The sequence below is a fragment of the Metabacillus sp. FJAT-52054 genome (assembly GCF_037201815.1).
Taxonomy (GTDB): Bacteria; Bacillota; Bacilli; order Bacillales; family Bacillaceae; genus Metabacillus_B; species Metabacillus_B sediminis.
This window is the reverse complement of sequence record NZ_CP147407.1, coordinates 3,392,160-3,405,475: the sequence shown is the minus strand read 5'-3', so window position 1 is coordinate 3,405,475 and position 13,316 is coordinate 3,392,160. Positions and strand designations below refer to the sequence as shown.

Sequence of the window (13,316 nt, the reverse complement as noted above, 5' to 3'; positions counted from 1 at the left end):
AATGAAAGTACGTAAAGCGATTATTCCTGCAGCCGGTTTAGGCACCCGTTTCCTTCCCGCTACGAAAGCTCAGCCGAAGGAAATGCTCCCAATTGTAGACAAGCCAACAATTCAATACATTGTGGAGGAAGCAATTAAATCGGGGATTGAAGATATTCTCGTCATTAGCGGACGCGGTAAGCGTGCCATAGAGGATCATTTCGATAAATCCTATGAGCTGGAGGAAACGCTCTACAAAAAAGGCAAGTTTGAAAGGCTAGAGGAAATTCAGTCGATATCCAACATGGCAAACATTCACTATGTGCGCCAAAAAGAGCCGCGCGGCCTTGGACATGCGATCCATTGCGCAGAGAGCTTTATCGGAAATGAGCCTTTTGCCGTTTTGCTTGGCGACGACATCGTTAAGTCCGAAACTCCATGCTTAAAACAGCTCATAGATGTGTTCGAAAAATATGATTCCTCTGTTTTGGGTGTTCAGGAAGTGGAGCATAAAGATGTTTCCAAATATGGAATCATTGCTCCTCTTGAAAACAAGACACTTGAAGAAGATGTTCTATCTCTATCAACAGTTGTGGAAAAGCCTGCGGTTGAGCAAGCTCCTTCCAACTATGCGATTATGGGCCGTTACATATTGACGCCTGAGATCTTCAGTATCCTTGAAACGCTTCCACCGGGTTCCGGAAACGAAATCCAGCTTACTGACGCAATCAAAATACTGAATGAATCACAAACTGTACTAGCTTATAACTTTGCAGGCAAACGCTATGATGTTGGAGACAAATTCGGTTTTGTAAAAGCAACCATTGATTTTGCTCTTGAGCGTGGAGACCTTGGAGATCAGGTTCACGAATATTTAAGCAGCCTTGTAAAAGAGAAAGAAATCATCCTATCGTAAACGTGCCACTGGTTCCCAGCTGCAGCTGCAGCTGGGAAAAGCACGTCTTGGTGTAAAGCTTAGAAGGAGGAATAATCATGAATATTGCCATTATCGGAACTGGATACGTAGGTCTTGTTACTGGAGTTTGTCTTTCTGAAATCGGGCATGACGTGACGTGCCTGGATATTAATTCTGAAAAAGTAGAATTGCTTCAAAAAGGAATTTCCCCTATTTATGAACCGGGTCTTGAAGAATTAATGCTGAAAAACATTGAGGCTGGCCGCCTGAAGTTCACAGACAGCCACATCATTGGCCTTAAAGACAAAGATGTTGTTTATATTGCTGTAGGTACTCCTCAGTCTGACGATGGTTCCGCAAACCTTTCCTATATCTACAAAGCAGCAAGAGATATCGGCCAAAACATCACCCGCGACGTGACGGTCGTAACAAAGAGTACCGTTCCGCTCGGAACAAATTACAAGGTGCGCGAATTGGTTATGGCCAATCTTCAGGACAACTACCTGGTGGAAGCCGTTTCAAATCCTGAATTCTTAAGAGAAGGTTCGGCTATCCATGATTCTTTCAATGGCGACCGCATTGTCATCGGGGCGGACGACGTTGAAGCAGCTAATATCATTGAAGAAATCAACAAGCCATTCGGACTTCCTATTCTAAAAACAAGCATCAGCAGTGCAGAAATGATCAAGTATGCAGCAAATGCCTTCCTGGCAACGAAGATTTCCTTTATCAACGAAATTGCGAATCTTTCCGAAAAAGTGGGCGCTGATGTAAATGAAGTGGCAAACGGTATGGGAATGGATGCACGGATCGGAAGCAAATTCCTTAATGCGGGAATCGGCTACGGCGGCTCTTGCTTCCCGAAGGATACGCATGCACTTGTGAAGATCTCTCAGGATCACGGCCATGATTTCCACCTTCTGAAATCCGTTATCCAAATCAATGAGAACCAAAAAACGCTTTTGGTTAAAAAGGCTAAAGAACGTTTAGGATCTCTTGAAGGAAAGCGTATTGCCCTGCTTGGTCTTGCGTTCAAACCTGAAACGGACGATATGCGTGAAGCGGCGTCAATTGTTGTTTCCAAACAGCTGGTAGAAGAAGGGGCAGAAATTATCGGCTATGATCCGATTGCTGCTGAAAATGCAAAAGCGATTCTGCCGGAAGAAGTTCAATATGCAGAACAAATTGAAGATGCAATCAAAGAAGCGGATGCAGTCTTTATCTTAACAGACTGGAAAGAAATTGTAGAAAAAGCGCTTCTAATGTCTGGACTGTTTATGGAAAATCCAATCGTATTTGACGGCCGCAACTGCTATACAGCAGAAGAGGCGCAGAAGCTTCACGTTGAGTACATTTCAATCGGACGCGACGCAGTCCTCCCTACAGGTGAAAAAGAGCAGGAATCGATTCTTGCTGCTTCCTTTTAATCCATAGATTTTTAAACTTACAGCTTAGGGTCGGCATCCATGTAACTAAATTACTTTGAGAGGGTGCTAAGAAAATGAAGAAAATCGCTTCAGCAGTATTGGCGGCAGCACTTGCAGTCAACGTGGCAGGTCAAGCATCTGCAGCGGAAGTTAAGCTTCCGCAGGGAACAATTGAGCAAGTGAAGAAAATTGACGTGAATTCCCTATGGAAAACAGTCGATACCTTCAATGGCACAATTGAACTAACAGATGCGAAGTACAAAGTGGATTACAAGGAAGAAAAAGGAATCGTTAAGGTTTCTATTAAAAAAGAATCCGGCAATAAAACGATTGAAGTAACAGGCGAAGAAGCAAACAAAAAAGTTGCAGAGTTTGTGAAAAATCTTGATCTTTCCTTGAACTTAAGCAAAGAGGAAGTCATCAAACGCTTGTCCAATGCTCTTGGAGTAAAACCTTCTGACGTTCAGCGTGCAAAAGCTTCAGTCGGGTTTAACAACATGGCAACTGTAGACTTCTCCTTCAAAAAAGGTGAAAAATCAGCCGTTATCAATCCTTACAATATCAGCAAGCTTTACATGAAAGTAGAAGACAAGAACGGCTACTACTACCATGTAACATACCTTGCTCACGGCGACAGCGTTAAAGCAATCATCGAAAAGAAAACAGCAGCCGGCACGAAAGAATATAAAGGCATCTATGCCCTGCTTGAAGCGCTAAGAATTAAAGACAGCGTCATTCCTGCTAAAGATGTTACGTGGAATGGATACCTTGATCAGCTTTCCAAAACACTTGGAATGAAAGTGACGGACATCACGAAAGTGGAAGTTCAGTCTCAGTTTGAAAACAACACAAAAGCGAATATCAACTTCGAAAGATAAGCAAGAAAGACCGTCCTTATGAGGGCGGTCTTTTTGATGCCTCCGTCAAAGCCTGGAGGTGATTTTTAACACATGCTGATTGAAGCGGAAGACACGAGACTCCAGCGGGTTCAGCGGGACAGGTGAGACCCTGCAGGCGCCTGCGCTGCGGAGGCTCGCCGCCCGCCCAAGGATAAGCAAGTGTCTGAAGCGGAAATCAGCAGTCAAGTTTAATAGCGCTTTGATGTTAAGGAGGTCATTTCCTTTCCATTACGGAGCACGAAAGACACTTGCCCCCATCAGCCTACTCAAAGGATTACATTTCCAAACCAAAGGGTATTACCCAGAATAATACAAAAAAGGAGGAATAACCAATGGTGAATACATTTAATGAATCAGCAATTGCCACCTATTTAAAAACTACGGGTGAAGAATTATGCGAGAAGCTTGGAGCCCAGGACCTTGGTGAGACAGAAAGAGCGCGTCTTGAAGGACAGGTTGAAGCATACAGACAAATGATGGAACGCTTTGAACTGGGGGATTTAGAATGCGGACACATTAAAAGAAAAATATAAAAAAACCTGCTTGACGCAGGCTCACGATCAAAACCCTATCTTTCTTCTATAATCTGCAGGACTTGGCACTGTTCAAGTCAATTCTTCTACTATTCCCGCAATTACGTAATCTGCCTGCCCTGTTCCGATAGGGCAAAATATATTCCATGCTGCAGTGTGCTAAAGCAATTAAACGCAGATAAATTATTGTCCGATTTTGCAATGGATATCGCGAATTCAGGAGAAATTCCGACCAGAATCGTTTTAGTGCCAATCAAAGAGGCGGACGTTGCAAGCCGGTCTATAAACTCAACGGTTCCTTTTGTAACGTCCTCGCTCATTGCAGTTAAATCCAAAATCATATATTCAGCTTTTTGCTTCGGAAGATTGAGGAGTGTCTCCTGGACAAGATCATGAGACCGCTGTTCATCATATTTTCCTATTAGCGGAACGACGACAATTCCCTCTAGTACAGGAATAATGGGAGAGGAAATTTCCTTTATCAATTCATTCAATTCACTGGTTCGCTCATCCACCAGATACTCAAGCCTTCGAATCTGCTCAGATTGCTCCTGGCGTGCGAATTCATGAATGTTTTGCTGAACCGTCATTTCAGAAGGGAAGTATTCAAATTCACTATGACTGTCTCCTTCAATTTGGCTTTTAAGTACCTTATACCAAATGTTTACCCCGAATAGTCCGGACAAGATTCCGGCAAAGTGGCCGGGAGTGAATGTACCGCGTCTCGTTTTTCCCTGAGCTTTGTTGATTTTATACTCCCAGCTGTCCTTAACCTGAATGATAGCCATCTTTCTGCCGTGGTTCACCTGAGATATTTCCATTTTACCCCATCCCGCAGAGGCATAGGTGTTAGGAAGAACGGCAGCTACCTCATTAAGTGTAAGGTTTTGTTTTTTGAAGTAATCACCTACAATAATGCCCTGTCTGAAGCCTGCTGTTTCAAGAACGACGGCAGCAGCTTTATCGCCTGAAATTTCTTCAATGGTATCAAAAAAGATTTTCATTGCAGAATCAATCCAAAAAAGAACGGCATCGTCCTTTTCATATTTAAAAGTACCTTGATCAAGATCCCAGCTAAATTCCAAGCCGCCGACCTGAATCTCGGTGCCGGTATAGGATTTTAGTTCGTTTTCCATCGTACACAACCTTTCAATTACATCTTTTTTAATCATACTACATAATTCTGGCATTTGGCTTTAAAAAAGATGCCTATGCTTATGATTTGGAACCTGTTGACGGAGATGCTCAAGCAGAATTGAATAGAACAGGTTTTCAAATCTTAAAAGACAGAATGAGAGGGTGAGGAAATGAAAACCAGCGTTCTGGTCATAGGCGGCGGTGTGGGAGGTCTGACCGTTGCTTTGAAGCTTGCAATGTGCGGAATTCATGTAACGGTTGCTGAGCAGGCGAAAAGCGGAATTCATACGTACAAGGGTGAACTGCTGCAGCCTAAAAGCCTGGAAATTTTTCATTCTATCGGTCTAATTCAAGAGGTAGAGGCAAAGGGCCACCGCATTCATCATATCGATATTCATGAAATGAAAAAAAGAGATCAAACCTTTTATGAAACCGGCAAGGCAAGCATGGATTACAGAATGATCAACAGTCCTTTTTCCTATTCCCTTATGATTCCGCATGAAGGGCTGAAACATATCATTTTGAAGGCAGCAGAAGCCTATCCTTCCTTTAATTATCTCCAGCCTGCAAGGTTTAAGGGATTTCATCATGATGAAGCCATTATTCATTATCACGGAGAAGATTTGTCAATTGAGGCAGATTACGTAATCGGCGCGGAAGGAAGAAAGTCCAAGACGAGGGAATCCATGAACTCCTCTATTAAAGAGCGTCAATACGATCATCACTTTTTAACCGTTTCTTTCAGCAGACCGGCTTCTATGAAAGAAGGCAAAATGATTTCGACTCCTTATACATTTCTGGGACTATTTCCGCTTCCTGACAACCGTGTCCGGACGGTCTATCTCATTCCGGCAGGAGAATATAAAAATATGAAAGAAAAAGGGATTTCTTTCTTTCATCGCTGTTACAAGGAGCTCTGCCCGGACCTGGACGGATATGTCGATGAAATTAAAAGCTGGAGGGACATTCATCTGATGATTCCCGTCAGATATCATGCAAGCAAATATGTAGACGGAAATAAGGCGCTCGTTGGTGATGCCGCTCACAGTGTCCATCCAATGGCTGGCGAAGGGATGAATCTTGCTATACAGGATGGAGATATTCTCGGAGAATTACTATGCTGGATGTATGCAAATGGGATTACCTCTCCAGGGTTTTTAAAATGGTATGAACGCGTCCGCAAGCCCAGAACCCGCTATGTTCTGAATCTCAGCCATCTTTCTGCCTTAACGTACTCCAAGCCTTTTGCTTATTTTCCGGGCTTTAGAAAGAAAGGTATTTTGCAGACAACAAGGGATGACAGGCTGCATACGAAACAAATGCTGAATGTGTCCGGGCTTGGGATATGGAAGGAAACCATTTATGACCGGCTCATTCAATTAGGTCTGTTTCCCGTTCGCAGCAATGTGGATTTGATGAACCTGCAAAAAAAGTTTATGTTCACAAGATCTTCAGATTACCCTTGGAAAACAGAAGGAGGGAAATAGATTGCTGAATGAATATGTCAGAGTGCTGAAGGCGAAAGGCTGGATGAAAAAAAATCTGCCATTTCTTTATACATGGCATGCCTACGTCGGGTATGAGCTGGATTTATATGAATCATTTCGTAAGCCCAAAACGATAACAGAGGTAGCTCAAGCGAACTCTCTTAAAAAAGACTTATTAGAGCGGTGGATGGATGTAGGTCTTTCAATCAGATATATGAAAAAGGCGTCAAAAGGCCGATTTCGTACTTCTCGAAGCTTCATGCTGCCGTCTGGCAAGAAAAACCCCCAATCGACCGGGGTTATTCTAAAGGAAATGATGGAACTTCACATACCTGCTCTGCTTAGCTATCCGGCTATTATGACAACAGAAAATAAACAGACTTTTGATCATGAGCAGCACGGGGAAGTGGTGGCTCAAACCTCTTCGATCCTTGAGCAGGTCGCCTATCCTGTTATTTATCAGCTTGTGAAAAAAACGAAGGCCAAAAGCGTGCTCGATGCAGGGTGCGGCCATGCCGGATATTTAAAGCGATTATCGAAGGATTTTCCAGATCTCCTTTTAACGGGAATTGAACTAAATGAAGGAGTGGCAAATGAAGCGAAAGTGAGATGCAGGGAGTACCCTGATTTGAAGATTGAGTGCCAGGATGCATTTGAATGGGAGAGTTCGGAAAGCCGGGATTTAGTTCTAATTAATAATCTGCTTCACTATGTACCTCAGGAACGGCGGGGAGAGCTTTTGAAGAAGGCTGGAACCTGGCTGAAAAAAGGGGGAGGTATAGCCATCATAACCCCAATGCGTCATGCCAAATACGGGAAACAATTCTCGAGTGTTTTTAATAGCTTCTTTTCCGCATTTGATAATCTTCACCCCATCCCAACCGAGAAAGAGCTGAAAACAGTGGCAGCTGAAGCCGGACTTGGGATTTCTTCCATTCGTCCTGTTGTAAAAGAAGGAGGATGGTTCGCAGTCTATTTGGAAAAGTAGTACAATCAGATACGGAAATGAGGTGGATATATGAATTTTCGTATCAAGCAGAATTCCATCCCGGACGGATTTACTGTCAAATTGGCTGAGCCGGCAGATACTCAAACAATCGCTTTACTGCTAAAGGAAGCTGCTGCTTGGCTCAAGGAAAAAGGTTCTGCACAATGGAGTGAGCTGCTGGAAAACGGTGAATTAGACGGGCTCGCTGCTTCAATTAAAATGGGGGAAGTATTTCTATTTGAAAAAGGGGGATTGGTGGCCGGCATGGTCATGCTTCTTCCTCAACCAGGAGATTGGGATCGCCGTCTATGGGGTGATGAAAAGCAAAGCCTTTCCATTTATTTGCACAAGCTCGTAACAGCCAAATCTTTTAAAGGGTCTGGCTTAGGAAGAAAAATTCTGACTTGGGCAGAACAAGGAATTGAATATAATGGGAGGGACCGAATCAGACTGGATTGTATTGAATCCAACCCATCCCTGAACATCTTTTATCAATCTGCCGGATACCTCCTTAAAGGAAGCAGTAAAGGGTTTTGCAAATATGAGAAGTCGATTTAATTTCTAAGCTGAATGCATGTCCATTCAGCTTTTTCTGTTTTTTCTGCTTCCTGCAAAAGCAGAGTCTTAGCAGCTGCTTTGCATGAAATTTACAAAGAACAGGAGAAAAGACTCCCCTTTACTTGAATGAATCATGACCTTTGATTTATGAGCCGGCGCCAATAGTCACCAGTATTAGTCAGAACCGCATTTTGTGTAAACCTTTACATAAATAACTCCTCACTTCGTACCCTTCCTAAACTTTTACATTCCTTTACAATGTGAGAATCATCCTATAGATATCCTTTAACTATCAGCAGGAAGAAATTATGGAAAAAGATGATCAGAGAAATTTTCTGACAAAACCCTTTTAAAGCAGGGTTATGCAATAAATCCGCTTTTTTTAATCGGACTTAGAAGTTTGAAAAGTCTAAATTTATGAGCCGTTCCACATACATGCCAGCATATTGTCAAAACGGGACTTCGAACTTTTATCATCTATTATTCTGTGCGGTAAATCCATAAAGTAGACATGGGTTTACTAATACACGCTGATGAAAACAAATAGAGGAGATGAGGTTACGTGTGGGTCATTTTCGCGGCTGCTGTTTTCGTCCTGCTGCTGGGCATCATTGAAAAGCGGCGCCACCAAAAGCGGCTTGATTCCATTCCGGTTCGGATTAACATTAACGGAATCCGGGGGAAATCAACCGTTACAAGACTTATTTATGGTGTGGTAAAGGAAGCCGGGTACAAAACAGTCGGAAAAACAACAGGTACGGATGCAAGGATGATGTACTGGAATACGAAAGAAGAAAGACCGATTGTCAGACGGCCTGAAGGTCCAAATATCGGCGAGCAAAGACGTGTGATTCAAGAAGTAGCTGAAATGAACGCGAATGCGCTTGTGAGCGAATGCATGGCCGTAAATCCCGATTATCAGATTATCTTTCAGGAGGATATGCTTCAGGCGAATATTGGAATTATTGTGAATGTATTAGAGGACCACATGGATGTAATGGGGCCGACTCTTGATGAGGTTGCAGAGGCATTCGTAGCTACGATCCCACATAACGGGCACGTTATCGTCAATGAGAGTCCATATATTGAGTACTACCGGAAAGAAGCAGAAAAACGCAATTCAACTTTAATTGTTTGTGATAATACAAGAATTTCCGAACAATTTCTAAAGAGCTTTGAATACATGGTTTTTCCAGACAATGCATCTCTTGCTCTGGCAGTTGCAGACGCGTTGGGAATCGATGAAAAAACAGCCTTTCGGGGCATGCTGAATGCTCCGCCTGATCCAGGTGCCATGAAAATTCTTCCGCTCGCCGATGCGGGCAACCCGGGATATTTCGTAAATGGATTTGCGGCAAATGATGCCTCGTCTACGATTAACATTTGGAAAAGGGTTGAGGATCTAGGGTATCCGACAAAGAATGCGGTCGTCATTATGAACTGCCGTCATGACCGGGTAGACCGGACCATTCAATTTGCAAATGACGTACTGCCATATATTCCTGCTGGAGATGTCGTGATAATAGGTGATACTACACAGCCAATTGTTGATTCATATGAGGCTGGAAACATTCCTGCTGACAATTTTCACAATCTGGAAGGGTATTCAACAGAAGAAATATTGGCTGTTCTTGAGCCAATGATGAGCGGACGCGCAATTTATGGAGTAGGAAATATCCATGGTGCCGCTACACCGTTAATTGAAAGATTGGAAGACTATAAAATTAAGCAATTTGTCAGTTAGGAGGAAGAGTCATTGTTCGGATCTGATTTATACATAGCCCTGGTTCTCGGGGTATTGCTAAGCTTGCTATTCACTGAAAAAACGGGGGTCATCCCAGCGGGACTGATTGTTCCGGGATACTTGGCACTTGTATTTGACCAGCCGGTTTTCCTTGCTGTGGTTTTCTTCATCAGCTTGCTTACCTATTTAATCGTTACATATGGAATAGCCAAAATCGTCATTCTTTATGGAAGAAGAAAATTTGCTGCCATGCTTACTGTAGGAATATTGCTGAAATTAGCTTTTGATTACACGTATCCTATTCTTCCTTTTGAGATTTTTGAATTTAGGGGAATCGGAATCATCGTCCCTGGATTAATTGCCAATACGATGCAAAAACAGGGAATGGCGCTTACAATCGGAAGTACGCTTTTGCTAAGCGGAGCTACATTCCTGCTTATGACGCTTTACTATATTTTCTAAGGGGAGGAGAAAAACGTGAGCCATCCAAATGGAAAAGAGCTTAATTTCGAAGAGAAGCTCCTGCGGTTTATTAAAAGGAACCGGCGGAATTCAAAAACTCATGCAGTGATCGGTCTAATTGCCACTGCAGGAATTATGTTCGGTTTTTCCTTTGCGGACAGACCTCCGGCCCCAGCCGTAACCCAATATAAAAACGAGGTGTTCACTGCCTCCTTCATGGGCGACATCATGATGGGACGGGATGTAGAGAAGGTAACCGACATTAAAGGACAGGATTATTTGTTTCAGCAGGTTAAGCCGCTGCTTCAAAACTCTGATTATATTACAGCGAATTTTGACCACCCGATTACTTTGGACGAATCAGCACCAAAGAATGAATCGAAAAGCATTCAGCTGAGAACGGACAAACAATCAGCTCAGACACTTCAAAATCTCAACTTTTCAGCTGTCAGTCTCGCCAATACCCATGCGATGGATTATAACGTCCAGGGGCTAAATGATACGAGAAAGACATTAAAAGAGCATGGGATCGATCCAGTCGGAGCCGGAAGCAACCTGAAGGATGCGAAAAATTCCATTTCCTATCGCGAGTATAATGGAATAAAAGTTGCAACCCTAGCCTTTACGGATGTGTACGCAGAGGGAACAAAAGCGACTGAATACAACAGCGGGGTTTTGGCGATGGAGCCGAAAAACTTCGTTCCCATGATAGCAGAAGCCAAAAAGAAAGCGGATTTTGTATTCGTTAATGCTCATTGGGGGCAGGAGTACGATACGACCCCTCATCCCCGCCAGAAAGATCTGGCTAAGGCACTGGCGGATGCCGGAGCAGATGTGATAATCGGTCATCATCCGCATGTATTGTCACCTGTTGAAGTTTATAAGGACAGTGTGATTTTCTACAGTCTTGGAAATTTTGTATTTGATCAGGGCTGGAGCAGAACAAGGGAAAGTGCCATTGCACAAATGAGGCTGATGGCAGACGGAAAGGCAAGATTTGAGCTGACCCCGCTTGAAATAAAAGCCGGCCAGCCGGCACCAATCAGGGAAATGAATGAGCTGCAGAAAAAGAAAATGATTCAGCAGCTGACGAAAAATTCAAAGAACCTGGATTGGAAGGAAGAGAACGGGAAACTTATTTTTGAAAAGGACCTCTCAAAAAAACTCGATTAAAGCAGGGATGCACATGAGAAAGAAACGTCTTTGGACAGCACTGGCAATTCTTCTCATTGTCATATTGCTCGTCGCACAATCCGGAATCCTAAATCGTTCGGCTGAAGGGCAAGCGGCCGTCAGTGCAAACCATCCTCTAGCTGTTCAGGCAGGGATGAAGGTCATGAACAGCGGAGGCAATGCCATGGATGCCGCTGTAGCCGTTTCCTACGTGTTAGGTGTTACGGAACCATACGGATCAGGCCCGGGCGGCGGAGGAATGATGGTCGTTTATAACCCGGATAAAAAAATTAAGAAAGTATACGATTATAAAGATTCTGCACCTCAGAACGGAAAAGGATCAAAAGATCAGATTGCCGTTCCCGGTTTTGTAAAAGGTCTGGAGCTTGCTCATAAGGAGCAGGGGAAAATGAACATGTCCGAACTGATTGAACCGGCAATACATTATGCAAGCAAAGGCTACAAAGCCGACTCATTTCTTTCACAGCGGCTTGCGGAAGCACAGGACCAATTTAAAGGCAAGCTGCCGGAACCGTTTTATCCGGATGGCAAGCCGGTAAAACCGAACGGAGTGATCAAGCAGCCGGAGCTTGCTAAAACACTTCAAGCTATTCAAAGACAGGGAAGCAAAGGGTTTTATTCAGGGGAAATGGGAGAATCATTGGCAAAAGAATTGGACCGGGTCAATCTGGAGGATTTGAAAAATTACGAAGTGAAGGAAGAAAAACCGCTGGAAGGGAAATTTGGCGGATATACAGTCATGTCAGCTCCTCCTTCGGCAGGCGGAATATCACTTCTGCAAATCTTAAAACTGGCAGATATGTATAAGGGAGAATTCAAGTCCAATGAGGTAACCAATTCTACTCATTTAATGGGTGAGTTTACAAAACATGTTTATCACGAGCGTATATCCGAAATTCAGGATCCTGCTTTCGGTCAGGTAGATACGGAGAGGCTTCTTTCGGACAAGCACTTGGAAAACATGGCTGAGGATATGGATTTTGATAAAGCATCTTTTGACATAGAGGTCAACAATTCCGAAGCAGATGAAGAAGACCACGATAATACCACCCACTTTGTTATCAAAGATAAAGAGGGGACGATCATATCCGTAACGAATACACTTGGAGAATTTTTCGGATCCAAAGAGCAGGTCAATGGTATATTCATGAACAATGCACTCAGTAATTTCAGTGAAGACCCCGAATCTGCTAATCGAATGGAGCCGGGAAAAAGACCGAACAATTATACATCTCCATCCATTCTGGAAAATGATAAAGAAATAGTTGGAATTGGAACCCCGGGGGGGAAAAGAATTCCGACGGTCCTTGCACAGGTTCTGGTGCAGAGAGAATTTTTCGGATCGTCCTGGCAGGAAGCTATTAATCAGCGGCGTTTCTACATTGAAGATAACGAGATTACAATGGAGCCCGGCTATCCTGAAAATGTGAGAAATAAACTTGAAAAGCGCGGTTATGACGTCCGGGTGAAAGAGTCACCTTTCTATTATGGAGGCGTAATGGCCTTGACCATAGATAAAGACACCAAAAAAGTATCCGGAGCAGCAGACCCCAGAAGAACAGGAACATGGAGCTCATCCAAATAAAAATCGGGAGGAATCGTCATGAAACTTATTAAAGGTTTTTGGTCTACACTTGCAGTAATGGGGATTTTAGCGGTCATGATTGGTTTTAAACATACAGAAGTAATGGATCCTGCTGAAAAGACGGCCATTGCTGATGAGATGAAAAAGGTGAGTGCTCAAGCACAGGCCGAAGCGAAGCAGGCATCAGCTGCTAAAGCCTCCGCTGAAGGCAAGCAAATCGCTCAAAAGCCAGCAAATACAAGTGCAGAATAATATAATCGCTATGCCCGGGGGCTTTTCTCTGGGTTTTTTATTTTATTTGCAGCGGGGATGCAAATCTGACTATCTATCCAGTTCGCCATCCATTTATTGGTATATGATGTAAAGTGAAATCAAAACATGACGAAAAACATAGGGACAAAGACCTC

General features: G+C 43.4%; 13 protein-coding genes. 12 read left to right on the top strand and 1 reads right to left on the bottom strand.

Annotated features, from left to right (window positions below; all coding sequences use genetic code 11):
• The first annotated feature begins 1 nt into the window (after position 1).
• The 4 genes from galU (at position 2) to WCV65_RS17770 (ending at position 3,754) form a co-directional block, all read left to right on the top strand.
• Positions 2-895, top strand: coding sequence for a UTP--glucose-1-phosphate uridylyltransferase GalU (galU, locus tag WCV65_RS17785; RefSeq protein ID WP_035413500.1), 894 nt, complete (start codon positions 2-4; stop codon positions 893-895).
• 77 nt (positions 896-972) lie between these two features.
• Positions 973-2,322, top strand: a complete 1,350-nt coding sequence (locus WCV65_RS17780; RefSeq protein ID WP_338778327.1) for a UDP-glucose/GDP-mannose dehydrogenase family protein — start codon at positions 973-975, stop codon at positions 2,320-2,322.
• 74 nt (positions 2,323-2,396) lie between these two features.
• Positions 2,397-3,200, top strand: coding sequence for a YusW family protein (locus tag WCV65_RS17775; RefSeq protein ID WP_035413497.1), 804 nt, complete (start codon positions 2,397-2,399; stop codon positions 3,198-3,200).
• A gap of 353 nt (positions 3,201-3,553) precedes the next feature.
• The gene (locus WCV65_RS17770) at positions 3,554-3,754 is read left to right on the top strand and encodes a hypothetical protein (protein ID WP_338778325.1); all 201 of its coding nucleotides are present in this window, start codon (positions 3,554-3,556) and stop codon (positions 3,752-3,754) included.
• A gap of 101 nt (positions 3,755-3,855) precedes the next feature.
• Here the strand turns inward: WCV65_RS17770 and WCV65_RS17765 are convergent, their stop codons facing one another.
• A complete protein-coding gene (locus tag WCV65_RS17765; protein WP_338778323.1) occupies positions 3,856-4,890 on the bottom strand; it encodes an STAS domain-containing protein in 1,035 nt (344 codons plus the stop codon).
• 171 nt (positions 4,891-5,061) lie between these two features.
• Here WCV65_RS17765 and WCV65_RS17760 point away from each other — a divergent pair, with 171 nt between their 5' ends.
• From WCV65_RS17760 to WCV65_RS17725, 8 genes are all read left to right on the top strand, one after another.
• Entirely contained in the window at positions 5,062-6,378 is a 1,317-nt protein-coding gene (locus WCV65_RS17760; protein WP_338778321.1) for an NAD(P)/FAD-dependent oxidoreductase, read from the top strand.
• Between the two features lies 1 nt (position 6,379).
• Positions 6,380-7,366 carry a class I SAM-dependent methyltransferase gene (locus WCV65_RS17755; protein ID WP_338778319.1) on the top strand — a complete coding sequence of 329 codons (987 nt, stop codon included), beginning with the start codon at positions 6,380-6,382 and terminating at the stop codon, positions 7,364-7,366.
• 30 nt (positions 7,367-7,396) lie between these two features.
• On the top strand, positions 7,397-7,924 hold the full coding sequence (locus tag WCV65_RS17750; protein ID WP_338778317.1) for a GNAT family N-acetyltransferase: 528 nt from the start codon (positions 7,397-7,399) through the stop codon (positions 7,922-7,924).
• Positions 7,925-8,486: 562 nt separating this feature from the next.
• Complete coding sequence (gene pgsB, locus WCV65_RS17745) at positions 8,487-9,668, top strand: poly-gamma-glutamate synthase PgsB (RefSeq protein WP_035413486.1); 1,182 nt, start codon at positions 8,487-8,489, stop codon at positions 9,666-9,668.
• A gap of 12 nt (positions 9,669-9,680) precedes the next feature.
• Positions 9,681-10,130: a poly-gamma-glutamate biosynthesis protein PgsC gene (gene pgsC, locus WCV65_RS17740; protein ID WP_338778313.1), complete on the top strand. Its 450-nt coding sequence runs from the start codon at positions 9,681-9,683 to the stop codon at positions 10,128-10,130.
• A gap of 15 nt (positions 10,131-10,145) precedes the next feature.
• The gene (locus tag WCV65_RS17735; RefSeq protein WP_338778311.1) at positions 10,146-11,303 is read left to right on the top strand and encodes a CapA family protein; all 1,158 of its coding nucleotides are present in this window, start codon (positions 10,146-10,148) and stop codon (positions 11,301-11,303) included.
• A gap of 13 nt (positions 11,304-11,316) precedes the next feature.
• Complete coding sequence (locus WCV65_RS17730) at positions 11,317-12,909, top strand: gamma-glutamyltransferase (RefSeq protein ID WP_338778309.1); 1,593 nt, start codon at positions 11,317-11,319, stop codon at positions 12,907-12,909.
• Positions 12,910-12,927: 18 nt separating this feature from the next.
• Entirely contained in the window at positions 12,928-13,161 is a 234-nt protein-coding gene (locus WCV65_RS17725) for a hypothetical protein (RefSeq protein WP_035413480.1), read from the top strand.
• Positions 13,162-13,316 lie beyond the last annotated feature (155 nt).

Excerpts from the sequence above, each read along its gene's own strand:
- galU (WP_035413500.1), top strand. The coding sequence starts at position 2 with ATGAAAGTACGTAAAGCGATTATTCCTGCAGCCGGTTTAGGCACCCGT.
- WCV65_RS17780 (WP_338778327.1), top strand. The coding sequence starts at position 973 with ATGAATATTGCCATTATCGGAACTGGATACGTAGGTCTTGTTACTGGA.
- WCV65_RS17775 (WP_035413497.1), top strand. The coding sequence starts at position 2,397 with ATGAAGAAAATCGCTTCAGCAGTATTGGCGGCAGCACTTGCAGTCAAC.
- WCV65_RS17770 (WP_338778325.1), top strand. The coding sequence starts at position 3,554 with ATGGTGAATACATTTAATGAATCAGCAATTGCCACCTATTTAAAAACT.
- WCV65_RS17765 (WP_338778323.1), bottom strand. The coding sequence starts at position 4,890 with ATGGAAAACGAACTAAAATCCTATACCGGCACCGAGATTCAGGTCGGC.
- WCV65_RS17760 (WP_338778321.1), top strand. The coding sequence starts at position 5,062 with ATGAAAACCAGCGTTCTGGTCATAGGCGGCGGTGTGGGAGGTCTGACC.
- WCV65_RS17750 (WP_338778317.1), top strand. The coding sequence starts at position 7,397 with ATGAATTTTCGTATCAAGCAGAATTCCATCCCGGACGGATTTACTGTC.
- WCV65_RS17730 (WP_338778309.1), top strand. The coding sequence starts at position 11,317 with ATGAGAAAGAAACGTCTTTGGACAGCACTGGCAATTCTTCTCATTGTC.
- WCV65_RS17725 (WP_035413480.1), top strand. The coding sequence starts at position 12,928 with ATGAAACTTATTAAAGGTTTTTGGTCTACACTTGCAGTAATGGGGATT.